At 59.7% G+C, this 14,969-nt stretch carries 12 protein-coding genes and 1 tRNA gene; 6 read left to right on the forward strand and 7 right to left on the reverse strand.

The window, feature by feature from the left end; translation table 11 throughout:
• The first annotated feature begins 6 nt into the window (after positions 1–6).
• From HY795_10165 to HY795_10180, 4 genes are all read left to right on the forward strand, one after another.
• On the forward strand, positions 7–486 hold the full coding sequence (locus HY795_10165) for a NapC/NirT family cytochrome c (GenBank protein ID MBI4805585.1): 480 nt from the start codon (positions 7–9) through the stop codon (positions 484–486).
• Positions 479–2,071, forward strand: a complete 1,593-nt coding sequence (locus tag HY795_10170; protein MBI4805586.1) for an ammonia-forming cytochrome c nitrite reductase subunit c552 — start codon at positions 479–481, stop codon at positions 2,069–2,071. Before HY795_10165 ends, HY795_10170 begins: the two co-directional genes overlap by 8 nt.
• Positions 2,072–2,317: 246 nt before the next feature.
• Entirely contained in the window at positions 2,318–3,781 is a 1,464-nt protein-coding gene (locus HY795_10175) for a SpoIIE family protein phosphatase (GenBank protein ID MBI4805587.1), read from the forward strand.
• A gap of 185 nt (positions 3,782–3,966) precedes the next feature.
• The gene (locus tag HY795_10180; GenBank protein MBI4805588.1) at positions 3,967–5,040 is read left to right on the forward strand and encodes an acyltransferase; all 1,074 of its coding nucleotides are present in this window, start codon (positions 3,967–3,969) and stop codon (positions 5,038–5,040) included.
• A 96-nt stretch (positions 5,041–5,136) separates the two neighbouring features.
• Here HY795_10180 and HY795_10185 read toward each other — a convergent pair whose 3' ends face one another.
• From HY795_10185 to HY795_10215, 7 genes are all read right to left on the reverse strand, one after another.
• A complete protein-coding gene (locus tag HY795_10185; GenBank protein ID MBI4805589.1) occupies positions 5,137–6,504 on the reverse strand; it encodes an L-serine ammonia-lyase in 1,368 nt (455 codons plus the stop codon).
• Between the two features lie 48 nt (positions 6,505–6,552).
• Positions 6,553–7,017, reverse strand: a complete 465-nt coding sequence (locus HY795_10190; protein ID MBI4805590.1) for a hemerythrin family protein — start codon at positions 7,015–7,017, stop codon at positions 6,553–6,555.
• A gap of 182 nt (positions 7,018–7,199) precedes the next feature.
• Complete coding sequence (locus tag HY795_10195) at positions 7,200–9,035, reverse strand: methyl-accepting chemotaxis protein (GenBank protein ID MBI4805591.1); 1,836 nt, start codon at positions 9,033–9,035, stop codon at positions 7,200–7,202.
• 376 nt (positions 9,036–9,411) lie between these two features.
• Complete coding sequence (locus HY795_10200) at positions 9,412–9,816, reverse strand: hemerythrin family protein (protein MBI4805592.1); 405 nt, start codon at positions 9,814–9,816, stop codon at positions 9,412–9,414.
• Between the two features lie 333 nt (positions 9,817–10,149).
• Positions 10,150–10,392: a hypothetical protein gene (locus HY795_10205; GenBank protein ID MBI4805593.1), complete on the reverse strand. Its 243-nt coding sequence runs from the start codon at positions 10,390–10,392 to the stop codon at positions 10,150–10,152.
• Between the two features lie 180 nt (positions 10,393–10,572).
• A complete protein-coding gene (locus HY795_10210; protein MBI4805594.1) occupies positions 10,573–10,902 on the reverse strand; it encodes a hypothetical protein in 330 nt (109 codons plus the stop codon).
• 180 nt (positions 10,903–11,082) lie between these two features.
• Positions 11,083–11,158: transfer RNA gene (locus HY795_10215), tRNA-His, on the reverse strand.
• A 121-nt stretch (positions 11,159–11,279) separates the two neighbouring features.
• Here HY795_10215 and murA point away from each other — a divergent pair.
• Together murA and HY795_10225 are read left to right on the forward strand one after the other, a co-directional pair.
• The gene (gene murA, locus HY795_10220; GenBank protein MBI4805595.1) at positions 11,280–12,533 is read left to right on the forward strand and encodes a UDP-N-acetylglucosamine 1-carboxyvinyltransferase; all 1,254 of its coding nucleotides are present in this window, start codon (positions 11,280–11,282) and stop codon (positions 12,531–12,533) included.
• Between the two features lie 45 nt (positions 12,534–12,578).
• Positions 12,579–14,960 carry a DNA internalization-related competence protein ComEC/Rec2 gene (locus tag HY795_10225; protein MBI4805596.1) on the forward strand — a complete coding sequence of 794 codons (2,382 nt, stop codon included), beginning with the start codon at positions 12,579–12,581 and terminating at the stop codon, positions 14,958–14,960.
• Positions 14,961–14,969: the final 9 nt, after the last annotated feature.

The raw sequence follows: 14,969 nt of genomic DNA on the forward strand, positions 1-14,969 counted from the left end.
AGCCGCATGAGCAACTCGCCGCCGAAACAGGCAGGAACGACCAACTGGTTCAAGGTCGCCATGATTCTCCTGGCTGTCCTGGTATTAGGCGTTGGCGGGGCCTATACCATGCAGACCACGGACCAGGCGGCCTTCTGTTCCAGTTGCCATTCCATGGACACCTCGTTCTGGACCTTCAAGAACTCGGGCCATGCCAAGCTCGCCTGTAACGATTGCCACGCCCCCTACAACCTGGCCGCCAAGATTCCCTTCAAGGCCGCTGCTGGCGCAAGCGATGCATGGAGCACGGTCACCAAGAACATCCCCGACGTGATCCATGCGAACAAGCTGCATAAGGATGTGATCCAGGCCAACTGCGTGCGCTGCCACACGCCCACCATTGAAAAAGTGGCCATGGATTCCAAGCCCTATTGCGGGGACTGCCATCGTTCGGTCCCGCACAAGTCCCGCACCCCCATCTCCACAAGGAAGGTCGCCGATGACTAAGAACAAACTTTTCGTCGCCCTGCTCGCGGCAGCGGTCTTGAGTCTTTTCATCGTCGGCTGCGGCCAGCAGGCCGACGCGCCCAAGGCCCCCACCTACAAGACCGGGCTAAAGAGCGAAGAGACCAGCAACAAAGCCTTTGAAAAACAGTTCCCGGCCCAGTGGACCACCTACCAGCGCAACAACAAGGACGACCTGCAGCAGCTGACCGACTTCGGCGGACCCGTTCCCTGGGACAAGAACGACAACATCAACCAGCCTCCCAAAGGCAATCCCAAGGCGGCCCAGCCCTATCTCAAAAACCTGTGGCTGGGGTACCCTTTCAGCCTGGAGTACAAGAAAGCGCGCGGGCACACCTACGCCATCGACGACATCCTGCACACCGATCGTATCAACCAGTATTCAGACAAGGCCGGCCTGCCCGCCACCTGCTGGAACTGCAAGACCAACAAGATGGCCAATTGGCACAAGGAATACGGCGACAAATTGTGGTCCATGGAATTCCAGGACTTCCGCGCCAAGACCGACCCCAAGGACGATTCCATCGGATGCGCCTACTGCCACGATCCAGCGGACATGAAGCTGCGCATTTCCTCGGTGCCCCTGAAGGAAACTCTCGAGAAGCTCGGCTTCGACCTGTCCAAGGCCAGCCGGAACGAAATGCGCACCCTGGTATGCGCCCAGTGCCACGTGGAGTACTACTTCCAGCCCGCCAAGTACGGCCCGGCCGCCAAACCCATCTTCCCCTGGACCACCGGCGCCACGCCTGACAAGCCCTTTGCCGGCGTGGATCCCGAAAACATTTACGAATACTACAAGGACCACGGCGTGGTCGAGATGAAGGGCATGGAGAACTGGTTCGCCGACTGGACGCATCCCGTGTCCAAGACTCCCATGCTCAAAGCCCAGCACCCAGAATTCGAACACTTCATCAACGGTCCCCACGGGGCCGCGGGTGTTGCCTGTGCCGACTGCCACATGGCCTACACCCGCACAGTCGATCCGGACAAGAAGAAGACCAGCAACCACCAGTGGACCTCGCCGCTTCTGAACCCCGAGGGGACCTGCAAGCAGTGCCACCAGGACAAGACTGCGGAATATCTCAAGGAGCGCGTGCTGTTCACCCAGCGCAAGGTTCACGACCAGCTCTTAAAGGCCCAGGAAATGTCCGTGCGCGCCCATGAGGCAGTGCGCCTGGCAAACGAGTTCAAGGGCGAAAAGAACGCCGCTTACGACGCGCTCATGCTCCAGGCCAAGGAGAATGTCCGCCACGGCCAGTGGATGTGGGACTATGTGTCCGCCGAGAACTCCATGGGCTTCCACAACCCCGTGAAGGCCCTGGACACCCTGGCCCGTTCCCAGGAATACAGCCGCCGCGCCGCTGACCTGGCCATGCAGGCAACCAACTACGCCGTGGCCAAGAACCTGGAAGGCGACATCAAGACCCTGGTTCCGCCCATCTTGGAATGGAGCCGCGAAATGATGATGAATCCTGAAAACCTGAAGAAGTACGTCTGGACCACTTACCTGCAGCCCGCTCCCAAGGCCACCAAGATGTGGGACGGCACCAAGAAGCTGACCCAGTAACGTAGCCGAACAATCCTGCTCCAAATGACGGCCTTCGGACATGGATTGATGAATCGTCCCGGCCCCGAAAACACAAGCCCCTCGCGAAAGCGGGGGGCTTTTTCCTGGCCGTCACTTTCGTATTCCCTCCCGGCTCGGGCTGATATATCAGGGCTCATGGACAATAAGCCGTACCTGCGCCTTGGATTGGGCTATCTGTTGGGATCGATCCTCTTGGCCATATACGGGGGCAAGGTCTGACCCTTCATGGATGCACTGCCCCCCGTGAAGCTGGGGGCGATCATCCTGGGCGCCTCGACACTTGTGCTCGCGGCCAGGCCCTTTCTGGAAAAAGCCCTGGTGGAAAACCGCGAGATTTTCTGCCAGCCCCGAGCCCAGTTCATTCTCGATTTTCTCCTGGGCCTCGCGGCCGGATCACTGGCTGCATCGTTTAATACCGCCGTGCTCGGATTCCCCTTTTTCAGTGGTGTGAAGTTGGGAATAGGCATGGCCTCGCTAGCATTCTTCCTGTCCATGGACGCTGCAATTACCCGGCAGCGACGCATCATCGACCGGGCATGCACCAAAAACTGGCGGACCCCGCCTGAAAAGGTGCGTCCCATGGCCCGCAAGTTCGCATTCGTGGCTCTGGGTTCCGCTGTCATCGTGGCGGCGCTTCTCACTGTGATTCTCATTAACGGCGTGGACTGGCTGGCCGGACACGCAAGCGACCCCAGGGCCCTGGCCGAAGCCAAGCGGTCGGTGACCATGGAAGTGGTTTACGTTACAGCCGTGCTCATCGCCGGGGTGGGCATCCTGATATTTCGGTATTCGGAAAACCTGCGCAGGCTTCTTTCCGAGCAGACAGTGGTGCTGGAAGCCGTGAGCCAGGGAGAGTTCCGCCGGTTCATTCCCGTGGCCACCGCCGACGAGTTCGGAGTAATCGCCGCGCGCACCAACTCCATGATAGAGGGACTACGGCACCGCACCCAGCTCATGGAAGCCCTTTCCCAGGCCGAGGCCATACAGAAGAGTCTCTTGCCGGGCATGATCCCCATGCGCCAAGGTGTGGACATCGCGGCCACAGCCATCTACTCGGGGCAGACAGGCGGGGACTACTACGACTTCTTGGAACTGGCCGGGGACACCCTGGCCGTGGTGGTGGCGGACGTCTCCGGCCACGGCGTCGATTCGGCCCTGCTCATGGCCTCGGCCCGAGGTTTTCTGCGACAAGCGGCCCTGTGCCTGTCCGACACCTCGCGCATCGTGACCACCCTGAACCGGCATCTGGCCCGGGACGTGGCCGGAAGCGGCCATTTCATCACCCTGTTCATGCTGGTGCTGGACCCGAGGCAACACCATGTGGAGTGGGTCCGGGCCGGCCATGACCCCGCCATAGTGTATGATCCGGACTCGGATGCATTCACCGAGCTGCACGGCAAGGGCTTACCCCTGGCTGTCGACCAGGAGAGCGCCTATCTCCCCCAGAGGCTGAAAGAGTGGCCAGCCGGCAAGATTCTGATACTTGGTACGGATGGGCTCTGGGAGAGCTTCGGGCCGGACAGGTCCATGTACGGCAAAGACAGGCTCCGCAAGGTGATCCGGGACAATGCGGCCAAACCCGCCCAGGCCATACTTGAAGCCATCACTACGGATTGGCGCGAATTTCTGGACGGAGGGAACCAGGACGACGACGTGACCCTGGTGGTAATCCGCTTCGCGGCTGTCTAGAATAATTCGGTCGGAGTGTTTGCGCAGGAAGCACTGCGTGCCCATAAGGCCTGTTCTTTTCTTCCACCTAGCATATACTCACAACGGTCTTCTCCGTTTTGCATTGTTGCACAGTCCCAGGCGGTCTTGCCTGGGGCCTGGTTTCAAGGCTATGGGATTGTTTGCATTTCCAGGAGGAGCTCCCCGTGAAGAAAGATATACCTCAGCTGCACTTCATACGCGCCATCGCCATGGTGGGAATATTCCTGCACCACCTTTTCCAGGGGATCGGCCCCCTGCGCGACGCCTACGCCGGGACATTGCTTGGAGAGGCGTTCAAGGATCTGGCCCTGGGCGTGGTTGTGTTCAACGTCATGACCGCCTTTCTCCTGGCCATGCCCTATGTTGGCGACACCCCCGCCCCGATACCGAAGCTCAAGGACTTCGTTCCCAAGCGGCTGTCCAGGCTTTGCCCCCATTATTTCATCGCCGTTCTTCTGGTGATCATCGGCAACGCGGTAGTGTACAGGGTGACTGATCCCGCTGCCTGGCTGCCTTCGGCCCTTTCGCACATTTTCTTTCTGGACCCACTGCGGACGCAGTCTTTCATGTCCAACACGGCGGCCTACTGGTGGCTTGGACTCCTGTTCCAGTTCACCCTGGCCTGGCCCTGGATACTTACCCAGTACCGCAAGTACGGCCCGGCCAAATTCACCATCACCACCGCGCTCATCGTCTGGCCGCTCACCGAGGCCGTCAAGCTTTGGGGGCAGGCTTCCCCGGACGGATGGGGAGGCACCCTGGCCTTCCTCTCCTCCTTCAACCTGCCTTCGAGACTTCCGGAATTTCTCATCGGCATGTGGATGGCTGACCTGTGGAAGCAGTCTCCTGGGCGGGCCTTGATTGTGGACACCCGCCTGGGCGGCCTCATCTTCGGCACCTGCGGATTCTGCCTGGTCTGGTGGCTCCTTGGCTTGCAAACCCCCTGGTTCGCCTCCCTGGCCTGGACCCTGGCCCTGTTCGTGGTTCTCTTTTCCCTGCCGTTTTCCGAAAGCATGGGCCAGCGCCAAGGGGTGCTTTGGCTCTCAGGCGCTTCCTACGCCATCTATCTCATGCACCAGCCGATATTGAGCTACCTGGACGTGGCCGTGGCTTCGTTCTCGCCGTGGTGGAAATTCCTGGCGCTTGGGGCCTTGGGATGGTTCTTCAGCGTGAAGGAGGCGGACTACCTGGACAGGGCCGCAGCCTGGGTTTCAGGGAAACTGCCAGGGCACAAGTGATGCGCGAGCCAGTGCTCCGGTCCAAGCCAAACGTTTTTTGACGCCACAGCCTGAATCTGGCGATGCCTCGTGCAAAACCGGACGGGCGGACCGGTCTCAGCAGCGCACGCTTTCGGCCAGACCGCCCTGAGCTGTCTCCTTGTATTTTGCGCACATGTCACGGCCGGTTTCGGCCATGGCCTTAATGGCCTGATCCAACCCGACCATATGGTGCCCCGGGACCTCGGCAGCCGCAATCTGGTAGGCTGCGAAGGCCTTCACCGCCCCCATGGCGTTTCGCTCGATGCAGGGTATCTGCACGTAGCCCTGCACGGGATCGCAGGTCAGTCCCAGATGGTGCTCCAGGGCTGTTTCAGCGGCATTTTCAACCACCCTGGCGGGATGGCCGTTCACCTGGGCCAGAAACGCGGCAGCCATGGCGGACGCCACGCCCACCTCTCCCTGGCACCCCACCTCGGCCCCACTCACTGAAGCGTTGTGCTTGGCCAACATTCCCACCACGGCAGCGGCCAACAACGCCTCGCGCAGGGCCTTCCTGAAGACTCCCGCGGTCGGACGCAGGTTCTTGGTGACGTAGAGCACTGCCGGAAGCACTCCCGAAGCCCCTGCCGTGGGTGCGGTAACGATGGTGTGCCCGCTTGCGTTCTCCTCCGCCCCGGCAAAGGCGCAGGCACACAAGGCAAGAATGGGCCTGTCGTGCATCTGCGGGTCCTGCCTGTAGCGCTCGAAAAGAGCCTTGGCCTTGCGATGTAGCCCAAGCGGACCCGGCAGAGGACCATCCGCCTCCAGACCCCGCTCCACCGCGTCCTCCATGACCCGCATGACGTGCTCGAGCTTGGCCCCGATATCCTGGGGAGAAAGCCCGGTCAGGGCGGCTTCGTTGGCGAGCATAATCTCCGGTAACGACAGCCCCGAGGCATCGATACACAGAAGCAGCTCCTGCATTGTGGAATACGGAAACGGCAGGGCCGGTGATGTAACTGGCTGCTGGTCCTTCCACTCGATGAAACCGCCTCCCACCGAATAGGCTTCTCGCTCAAAAAGCGGTGCCCCCTCGGAGTCTTTGAGCGCAAGCCAGATGGTATTGGGATGATGCTCGGGCTTTGTCAGCATGTCGAAGACCACGGAATCTTCGGATATGGCTACATCGCGGCCGCCCAGCCGGATGCTTCCCGTGCCGAAGCCGGACATGGTGTCGAGAATGTCCGGGGGGCAGGACTCCGGGCTGTGCCCGAGCAGGCCGGCCAGTACGGCCCGGACCGTCCCGTGTCCCCGGCCGGTGGCCGCCAGCGAGCCGAAGAGCCTGACCTCGAGAGACCGGGCCCTGTCCAGAATGTCCGTGGGGAGCAATCCTGCCATGTCCACGAACTGCCTGGCGGCCAGCATGGGGCCGATGGTGTGGGAGCTGGACGGGCCAGGGCCAATTTTGAAGAGCTCGAAAACTGAAATGGTGATGGGGCGCATGCCCCTTTTCTATCCTAGCTCGAGCCGGAACGCCACGCCTTCCGGGCTTCAGGCGGCAGGAGCCTTGTCTTTTTGGAGAGTGTTCGCGCTGAGGAATCGTTTCACACTGAGATCTGAATACACCACGTGCTCCACGAGCAATTTCTTTAGAAACTCCCGAATGTCCTTTTCCCGAACTCTCCCTTCCCAGAAGAGTTGCTCTTGGTGTTGGCGCAACATACTTTTGATATCATCATGCTCCTTGGCATGGGCTTTGACCTCCGGATACCCCATGGAGCGCATGAACTCTTCTTCATCGTTGAAATGGTAGACGGTATGCTGCCTGAGCTTGCTGAAGAGAGCGGAAACCAGACGGTAATCCTGTTTGCTTTTCACGGATTGAATGATGCCTGCGGCCAGTTCGATCAATCTTCTCTGCTGGCTGTCCAAAGACTTCACGCCCAGGCTGAAAGACGCGTTCCACTCAATTTTTGCCATGGTCCACCCCGCACGAGCGATTTCCCACGAAGCCATTACGGCAGTAACGTTACGACTCAGCGAAGGTCCGGCCGTAAAGAAGAACTCAACGAAAACGGCCCCGTTGCCGGGGCCGCCTTGGAATCACACTCACCTCGAAGTGTTCGCGCAAGCCGCGCGCCAGGACATCGGCGCACATTTCCAGCGCACTTCGTCCTTTAGGGGCAACAAAGCATCCGTTATGCTCCCAAAGCGCGTTTCGCGGACCTTCCAGCAGGAAGGCTTCCACTCGATCCGCCGTCGGACTGCATCTCCTCGATAAGCCCCTTGAGCACCTGCGACTGATTGGCCAACTCCTCCACGGCCAAGGCGGACTGCCGCATGCCTTCGGAGGTCTCGGCCGAAACCCTGTTGATTTCTTCGATGGAACGGTTGATCTGCTCGCTGGCCGCGGACTGTTCCTCGCTGGCTGTGGCGATGGAGCGGACCTGATCAGTGGCCAGTTCCACCAGCGTAACGATCTCTCGCAAGGCTTCGCCCGAGTGGTTGGCCATGGAGGTGGCTTCGTCGATCTTTTCCACCGCCAGATCCACGTTCTCAATGTTTCGCTTGGTGCCACCCTGGATGCCGCCGATGGCATCACCCACTTCCTTGGTGGCGGTCATGGTCTTCTCGGCCAATTTGCGCACTTCGTCCGCCACCACGGCGAACCCTCGGCCCGCCTCGCCGGCCCTTGCGGCCTCGATGGCCGCGTTCAAGGCCAGCAGGTTGGTCTGGTCCGCGATATCGGAGATGACGTTCATCACCTGCCCGATTCCCTCCGCCTGTTTGCCCAGAGTGGTCATGTCGGTTTTCAGCCCAAGTGCATGGCGCTGCACTTCGCCGATGCTTTCCACCACCTGCCCCACTCTCTTTGAACCTTCCTCGGCCTTGCCCCGGGCCTGGTCGGATGTTTCCGCAGCCTGGGAAGCGTTTTTTGCCACCTCAAGTACTGTGGCGTTCATCTGCTCCATGGCGGTGGCAGTCTCGCCGACGCGCTGGGCCTGCTGCTCGGCACCCCGGCTGGACTGCTCCACCTGGGCCGCAAGTTCCTCTGAAGCCGAAGTGACGATCTCGACCACCCCTTCCAGGCTGTCGGCCGCATGGAGCATGCCTTCGCGCTTGGCCGCTTCGGCCTGCTCCTTGGCCTTCTGGGCCTCGGCCGTGGCCAGCCTGGCTTCCTCGGCGGCTTGCTCGGCCTGAGCGCTCTTGGCGTCAGCCTCGGCAATCTTCTCCTTGAGGTTCTTAACCATGAAGCGCAACCCGTCAGCCAGCTTGCCGGTTTCGTCCGTGCAGTTCACGTCCAGAACCGCGTTCAAGTCGCCGTTGGCTACTGCGGCGGAAAACTCCATGTTCCTCTTCAGCGGCAAAACGATGGACCGGGTCACGAAAAGTCCTATCAACAGGGACGCCACAGGAGCGAGTACAGCCAGGGCCGTGATCAGGGTGTTCAGCCAGCCGATTTCCTTTTCCGCTGTCTGAGTATCTGTTTGCGCGCTTTTGACGTTATATTCCATCACACTGCCGACAGCGTCGTTAAGCGCCCGGTTGGACTTCAAAGCCTGGGTCATGACCAGGTCGGTCAAATGCTCGAAAAGCTCATCGTTGTTGATGTCCTTTTCCCAGGCGGTGATGGCCTCCATGGTCTTGTCGTTTATCGTCCTGACTGTTTCCAGTTCCTTCTTGAATACCTGCCACCGCGCATCTTCCTCGGGAGTGCGGGGCAGGGCTTCGTATTTGGCCACGGCTTCCACGTTAGCTTCACGCGCGGCCTTCAAGTTATCCTTCTGGCGCTGGCGCTCCTGCGGGGATATCTTGTCGATAAGCAGGGTTCGTTGCGCAACGACGATGTTTCTCAGGTTGAACCGCATGTTCGCCAGGTAGCTGATGCCTGGAATGTAGTCGTTGTTGCTATTGTCCAGATAACTCTTGGTGGATTTGAGACCCACATAACCGGCAATACCCACCACCACGGTGAACAGCGACACCAAAACAAAGGCTGAAACCAGCCTCACGCCAACGCGTATGTTATTCATAATCCCCACCTTTTTGGCCGTCGAACAGACCGGCTCACGGGCTCGATAAGACACCCGCACGCTCGATGATTCTCCGACTCTTTGAATTCATGGAACACACATGACGCGGAAAAACGCCCATTTCTTCGCGCCACGTGGATCCCCACCACGCTCAATACCCGACAAAATTAGCCGGGGAGTAAAGACTCTTTGCTGGGAAGGCAAGTATAATCTATTCTATATATGATACGGAACTATCTGTTTTTCAGAACGATTCCTGAGAAAGATATTTGCGCACTTCGCGACGACAAACAGCTATCCAGCATTGGTTAGCCCGCCCCAAAAACGTTTCTCTCCCCACTCTCTTCTGCCTGATGGCTCACGTTTCCACATCTGCCTAATTGTCAGGTTTCGATTCTAAAAACCTTTTTATGTCCAGATCGTTGTACACTATATGATCAATCAGCCATTTCTTCAAAAAGTCGAGTATTTCCGACTCTGTAATCTCCGCCTTCTTGTAGAGAGCCTCCTGATAGTACTTCACCTGCTGCTTCAAGATGAGGTGTTGCTGGCTATGCTCGTGCAACTTTGGATACTTGATCCGCCGCATGTATTCTTCTTCGTCGTTGAAGTGGTATACTGTGTATTCCCGGAGAGAATGGAAAGCTTCTGTTATGTTCTTGGAAGCCCCATGCTTGGCGGCGTCCATCAATTTGTTTGAGAGATCGATGAGGTTCTTATGCTGGTCGTCAATCTTCTCGATGCCCAAGGACAAACCCGAATGCCATTCGATATGCGACATGACGCCCCCGAGGTTCGAATTGGATAAGGCGCTCTCCAGCCAAAACGCTCTGCGACAGGACAATGTGAAGCATTATCCAGTATTTTCTGAGGAGGTCAACAACGAGAGGAAGAAGAAATACTCTTTGGATCAACCAGGGAGTTAATGGGCGGCGGGGCAAGGTTGGCAATGGCGAGATCCCCGCCGCCCTGGGCAGTGATTAAGGCACCCGGCTTTTACAAGAATTCGTACGCGGTGGGAATAAAAACATTGCGCTGAAGAGACGATCCTCGGCAGCAGAATGTTCCAGACGTCTCAACTATCGCATGAAGCCAGCGTGAAGCCTCAAAAGAGTTACTTCTTTTGATCTCCCAGATCGCACGCAACAACCTCGCACGGATCATCAATGAGCGTAATCTGCTGGCAGTCCGCCCTGAACGCACATCCCAATTGCCCGCACGTGTCGAAGCAGCCGCATCCGAAGCACGGATCATAGCCCTCGGCTCGCTGGATGGCCCTAATGGACTCAATCTTGTCCAAACCTTCTACGTCAGTTCCGGCCGTCCAAGCCCGGGCAACAATTTCCAGTCTGTCCACCGTGCAGCCCTCCTGTGACGAGAGGCGAACCCAAACTCACAGCCATGCTGGGAAAAAAAGTCGTCCAGCCACGCTTTGGTTATTCTCTCATCCGGGAGGGTGGGGCGTGTCAAACTGAAAAATGCCGGACAGCGGACTGCCCGGCATTGGAAATGATACTCGCCCAGTGGCCGAGCTACGTCACTTTGAATAGTTAGTCCGGCAAAACCTTTGGCACCAATCACGGGCTGAGTCGTTGGGGCCGGCGCAATCGGTGAGTATGTAGGTCCAGACCTGGGAACCATGAACGGCCTCGCATTCTTGCAGACATTTACTCAAGGACGGCTGCTGCATGTTCATGGCCACAGTATATGGATCGCATACCGATATGGTGTCGCACGAACCGAAACGGCCGTCGCCGGACTGGTAACAGAACCCCTTGAATTCGGATTCGGTCATCGGCTTGATTGGTCCACACCCGCCCAAGAAGAGGAGCACGGCAGAGAGAATGGTCAATGGAAGCAGTTTCATAAGAACCTCCTGTGGGACACTCAATACGGGCAGCTCCGGCCCGTATCGCATAGAATCCTGTTCACTAGGAGTTGAATACATGCTCCCTAACAGAAATCAACCTCACGGAATGAGAGGAACGCGGCGGATGGAAAAGAAAAATCCCGGACAGATGCCTGGCCGGGATTTCCACTTTTACGATGGGGTGACTGATGGGGCTTGAACCCACGACCCCCAGGGCCACAACCTGGTGCTCTACCAACTGAGCTACAGCCACCGTCGGACGGGAAGCAATACATGAGGCCAGCCATGGGGTCAAGACCATTTCACAGCCCTTGAGCCCCGGCCCGCTTCGGGCTAGAGAGAGTCCACGCCATCCGTAACATCGCGAGGAATCCATGGACAAACTGATCATCGAGGGCGGCCTGCCCCTGCGCGGACGCGTACGGGTTTCCGGCTCCAAGAACGCGGCCCTGCCCATACTCATGGCCGCCATCCTGCTGGATAGCCCCGTCACCTACCGCAATGTCCCGAACCTTCGCGACATCCACACCACCCTCAAACTTTTGAACATCCTTGGTCTTCAGGCCGAATTCGAGGCGGGTTCGGCCTGCGTGCACCCGGCTCAGACGCTGAATCCCGAGGCTCCCTACGATCTTGTGAAAACCATGCGCGCCTCGGTGCTCTGCCTGGGGCCGCTCCTGGCCCGCCTGGGCGAAGCCAGGGTCGCCCTGCCAGGCGGTTGCGCCATCGGGGCCAGGCCTGTGAACCTGCACCTGACCGCCCTGGAGCAAATGGGAGCCCGGTTCGATCTTGATTCCGGATACATCGAAGGTAAGACCAGCGGCCTTCATGGAGCCAAGATCGTCTTCGACCAGGTCACTGTGGGCGGCACCGAGAACCTGCTCATGGCCGCCAGCCTGGCCGAGGGTGAAACCATCCTGGAGAACGCCGCCCGGGAGCCCGAGGTGGTGGACCTGGCCAATTTCCTCATCGCCTGTGGAGCCAAGATAACCGGCCACGGCACGCCCGTTATCAAGATTCAGGGTGTAACATCTCTGTCCGGCTGCGAATACTCCATCATGCCCGACCGCATCGAGGCAGGCACCTACCTGGTGGCCGCTGCCATGACCGGCGGCGAGCTCATCCTGGACAACTGCCCCTGCGACGCCATGGACGCCGTGTTCAGCAAACTTCGGGAAATGGGCGTGGTCATGAACGAAGGCCCGGACGGTCTGGTTGTCCGCAGGGGAGGCGAGTTGACCTGCATGGACGTGACCACCATTCCCTACCCCGGATTCCCAACCGACATGCAGGCCCAGATCATGGCCCTCATGTGCGTCTCCTCCGGAGCGGGGACCATCCGCGAAACCATCTTCGAAAACCGCTTCATGCACGTTCAGGAGTTGGTCCGGCTGGGGGCCAAGATCAAGGTGAGTTCGCAGAGCGCCTTTGTGCGCGGCGTGCCAAGACTCACAGGCGCTCCGGTAATGGCGTCGGACCTGCGGGCCAGCGCGTCCCTGGTGGTGGCTGGCCTTGCCGCCTATGGCTCCACAGAAGTGCAACGCATCTACCACCTCGACCGCGGCTACGAGGCCATGGAAGTGAAGCTTCAGACCCTGGGTGCCCGCATCAAGCGAGCCAAGGAGTAGCCTCGGCGTGCCCGCCGTGGCAGCCTGTCGGCTGGAACCGGGCGCGTGATAGCCGCACCTGGGCTCTTACCCTGGCAGATTTTATTTTTGGCCGGCGTTTGCGGGGCCTGGGCCGTTCACGATCCGGCCGCAGGACTTCTGGCCGTTTTTCTGACCATTGCCGGCAACCGCATTGCGGGGCGTTCGTCGCCCCGCTTTTTCTTTTTCCTCCTGGCCGCCCTGGCCGGGTTTGCATTCACCTGGCTTAGGCTCCCATCGGTCCCGGCCATCCCTGATTGGATTGACCAGCGTCCGAAGGGGGTTCTGGCCGGGAAAGTAATCAGCATGGAAGAGAAACCGGGCAATCGTCTGGAGATTCTCCTTGAGCAGGTGCAGTTCCGTTTTTCTGATGGGAAAACCGCACCCTTGCCTGGGCGTTTGGTCTGGACCTGGCAGGACCCCGCGTTCAGACCCACCCCCGATAGCAGTGTGATCCTGCACGCTCAGCCGCACCCCACGGGCGGGTTCGTCAATCCCGGAACCACGGACTGGTCCTGGCGCTGGAGATTGAAAGGCGTGTTTCTCAGAGCCTACACGTTGGGAGGCAAGGGTGTGTCGGTGGAAACAGATGCCCCGACATCAGCCTTGGAGAATTGGCGAGCCGAGCTGCGAAACGCCATTCTGCGGGGAGCTGGCCCAGGATCTTCCGGCGGGATGGTCCTAGGGCTTGTCACGGGAGAACGCTTCGCGATCGCCCGCGACGACCTGGACCGGGTTCGCCGGGCCTCCTTGTCGCACCTGCTTGCTGTATCCGGCATGAACCTGGCCGCAGTGGCCGCCTTGGGGTGGGCTGTGTCCTGGTTGCTCGGGCTTATTTGGTCTGGAATCTATCTGCGCCTGCCAAGGCCAAAGCTGGCCGTGGCCATCGGATTTCCCCTGGTCGGCTGCTATTTGTGGCTTGGCCGTTTCGAACCTTCCCTCACTCGGGCGGCGCTCATGTTCGCGGCCTGGGGGGTGCTGCTTTTGCTCGGCAGACCCCGGGTGCTGCTGGACGGATTGTTCTTCGCTCTGGCCGCCATGTTTCTGTGGGATCCGCTCTGCGTCTTCGATGTTGGGTTGCAACTTTCAGCCATGGCCGTGGCCGGTCTCATCCTGCTTTTGCCTCTGGCCAAGCCGATCTTCACCCATCTGCGCGGAAAAGGACCGTGGAGATGGATTCCGGCGCTTCTCCTGGGCTGGGTGTTGGTCACCCTGGCCGCGCAGCTCGCAGTGCTCCCCATCCAGTTTGCAGTGTTCGGCGAGGCCAGCCCGCACCTGTACCTCAACCTTCTTTGGGTGCCCGTGGTGGAATGGATCGCCCAGCCCCTGGCCTATCTGGGAGCGCTCACCGTCATCTGGCTGCCCACCGTGGGCGACCCGCTCCTGGCAGCCTCCGCCCAGGTGTGTTCACTCATGCTGGGCAGCCTCAAGGCCATGGACGCGCGCGGATGGCTGACCGTGTATCCCGTTCAGCGTCCCTGGCAACCCGAGGTTCTTGGTTACATGTTGCTCCTCGGCGGCTCTGCCTGGGCCTGGAAATTGCCGCGCGCAACGATGCTTTCCTGGTTGGGACTTTGCTTGCTCCTGTTGGCCACTCCTTCGCTTTACCGGGTCTGGGACCAAAGCCGCGAACGGGTCCGACTGACCATGCTGGACGTGGGCCAGGGTCAATCCCTGCTTGTGGAAGCTCCTGGCGGCAGGCGCTACCTGGTGGACGGAGGAGGCACTTTATCCAGCACCTTCGACCTGGGCCGGGCGGTCCTGGCCCCGGTCCTCACCTGGGGACGGCCCCCTGTCTTGGACGGGATGGTGATGTCTCATCCGGACCGGGACCACACCGGCGGGATGGTCTCTCTGCTAAGCAGCTTCCGGGTGGGTTTCCTGGCCGGAAACGGAGAACTCCCGGCACCTGAGGATTTTCGCAATGCCCTGGCTGTAAGCGGCCTCAGGCCGCTTATCTGGCGTGCCGGGGACAGCATAGCGCTCCAAGAGGATCTGTCCCTTGAGGTGCTGCACCCGCCGGACGGATTCGCGAAACGGGGTAACGCGGCTTCGTTGGTGCTGCGGCTTGTCTGGCGCGGGAGGGGCTTGGCTCTTCTTCCCGGAGATGCTGGCAGTGATGTTCTCGCGGCTCTGGCCGATTCGGGGATAGATCTTTCAGCGGACGTGCTGGCTATCCCCCACCATGGCAGCCGGACCGCTCTTGCGCCGAGACTCTATGAGAGGGTTCAGGCCAAATGGGCTTTCATAAGCTGCGGACGGGGCAACAGTTTCGGGTTCCCATCGCCCGAGGTTGTTCGCGCTCTTGAAAATGCGGGAGCACAGGTTTTCAGCACCGCCTACAACGGAGCGATCAGCGCCACATGGGATTCGCCGGGCGCCTCCCATTCCATCATGCACATGCGCTGACGCAACCCT

Origin of the sequence: Desulfovibrio sp., assembly GCA_016208105.1 — a bacterium.
GTDB lineage: Bacteria > Desulfobacterota > Desulfovibrionia > Desulfovibrionales > Desulfovibrionaceae > Fundidesulfovibrio.

Coding starts and splice junctions, on each gene's coding strand:
- HY795_10165 (MBI4805585.1), top strand. CDS start 7: ATGAGCAACTCGCCGCCGAAACAGGCAGGAACGACCAACTGGTTCAAG.
- HY795_10170 (MBI4805586.1), top strand. CDS start 479: ATGACTAAGAACAAACTTTTCGTCGCCCTGCTCGCGGCAGCGGTCTTG.
- HY795_10175 (MBI4805587.1), top strand. CDS start 2,318: ATGGATGCACTGCCCCCCGTGAAGCTGGGGGCGATCATCCTGGGCGCC.
- HY795_10185 (MBI4805589.1), bottom strand. CDS start 6,504: ATGCGCCCCATCACCATTTCAGTTTTCGAGCTCTTCAAAATTGGCCCT.
- HY795_10190 (MBI4805590.1), bottom strand. CDS start 7,017: ATGGCTTCGTGGGAAATCGCTCGTGCGGGGTGGACCATGGCAAAAATT.
- HY795_10195 (MBI4805591.1), bottom strand. CDS start 9,035: ATGAATAACATACGCGTTGGCGTGAGGCTGGTTTCAGCCTTTGTTTTG.
- HY795_10200 (MBI4805592.1), bottom strand. CDS start 9,816: ATGTCGCATATCGAATGGCATTCGGGTTTGTCCTTGGGCATCGAGAAG.
- HY795_10210 (MBI4805594.1), bottom strand. CDS start 10,902: ATGAAACTGCTTCCATTGACCATTCTCTCTGCCGTGCTCCTCTTCTTG.
- murA (MBI4805595.1), top strand. CDS start 11,280: ATGGACAAACTGATCATCGAGGGCGGCCTGCCCCTGCGCGGACGCGTA.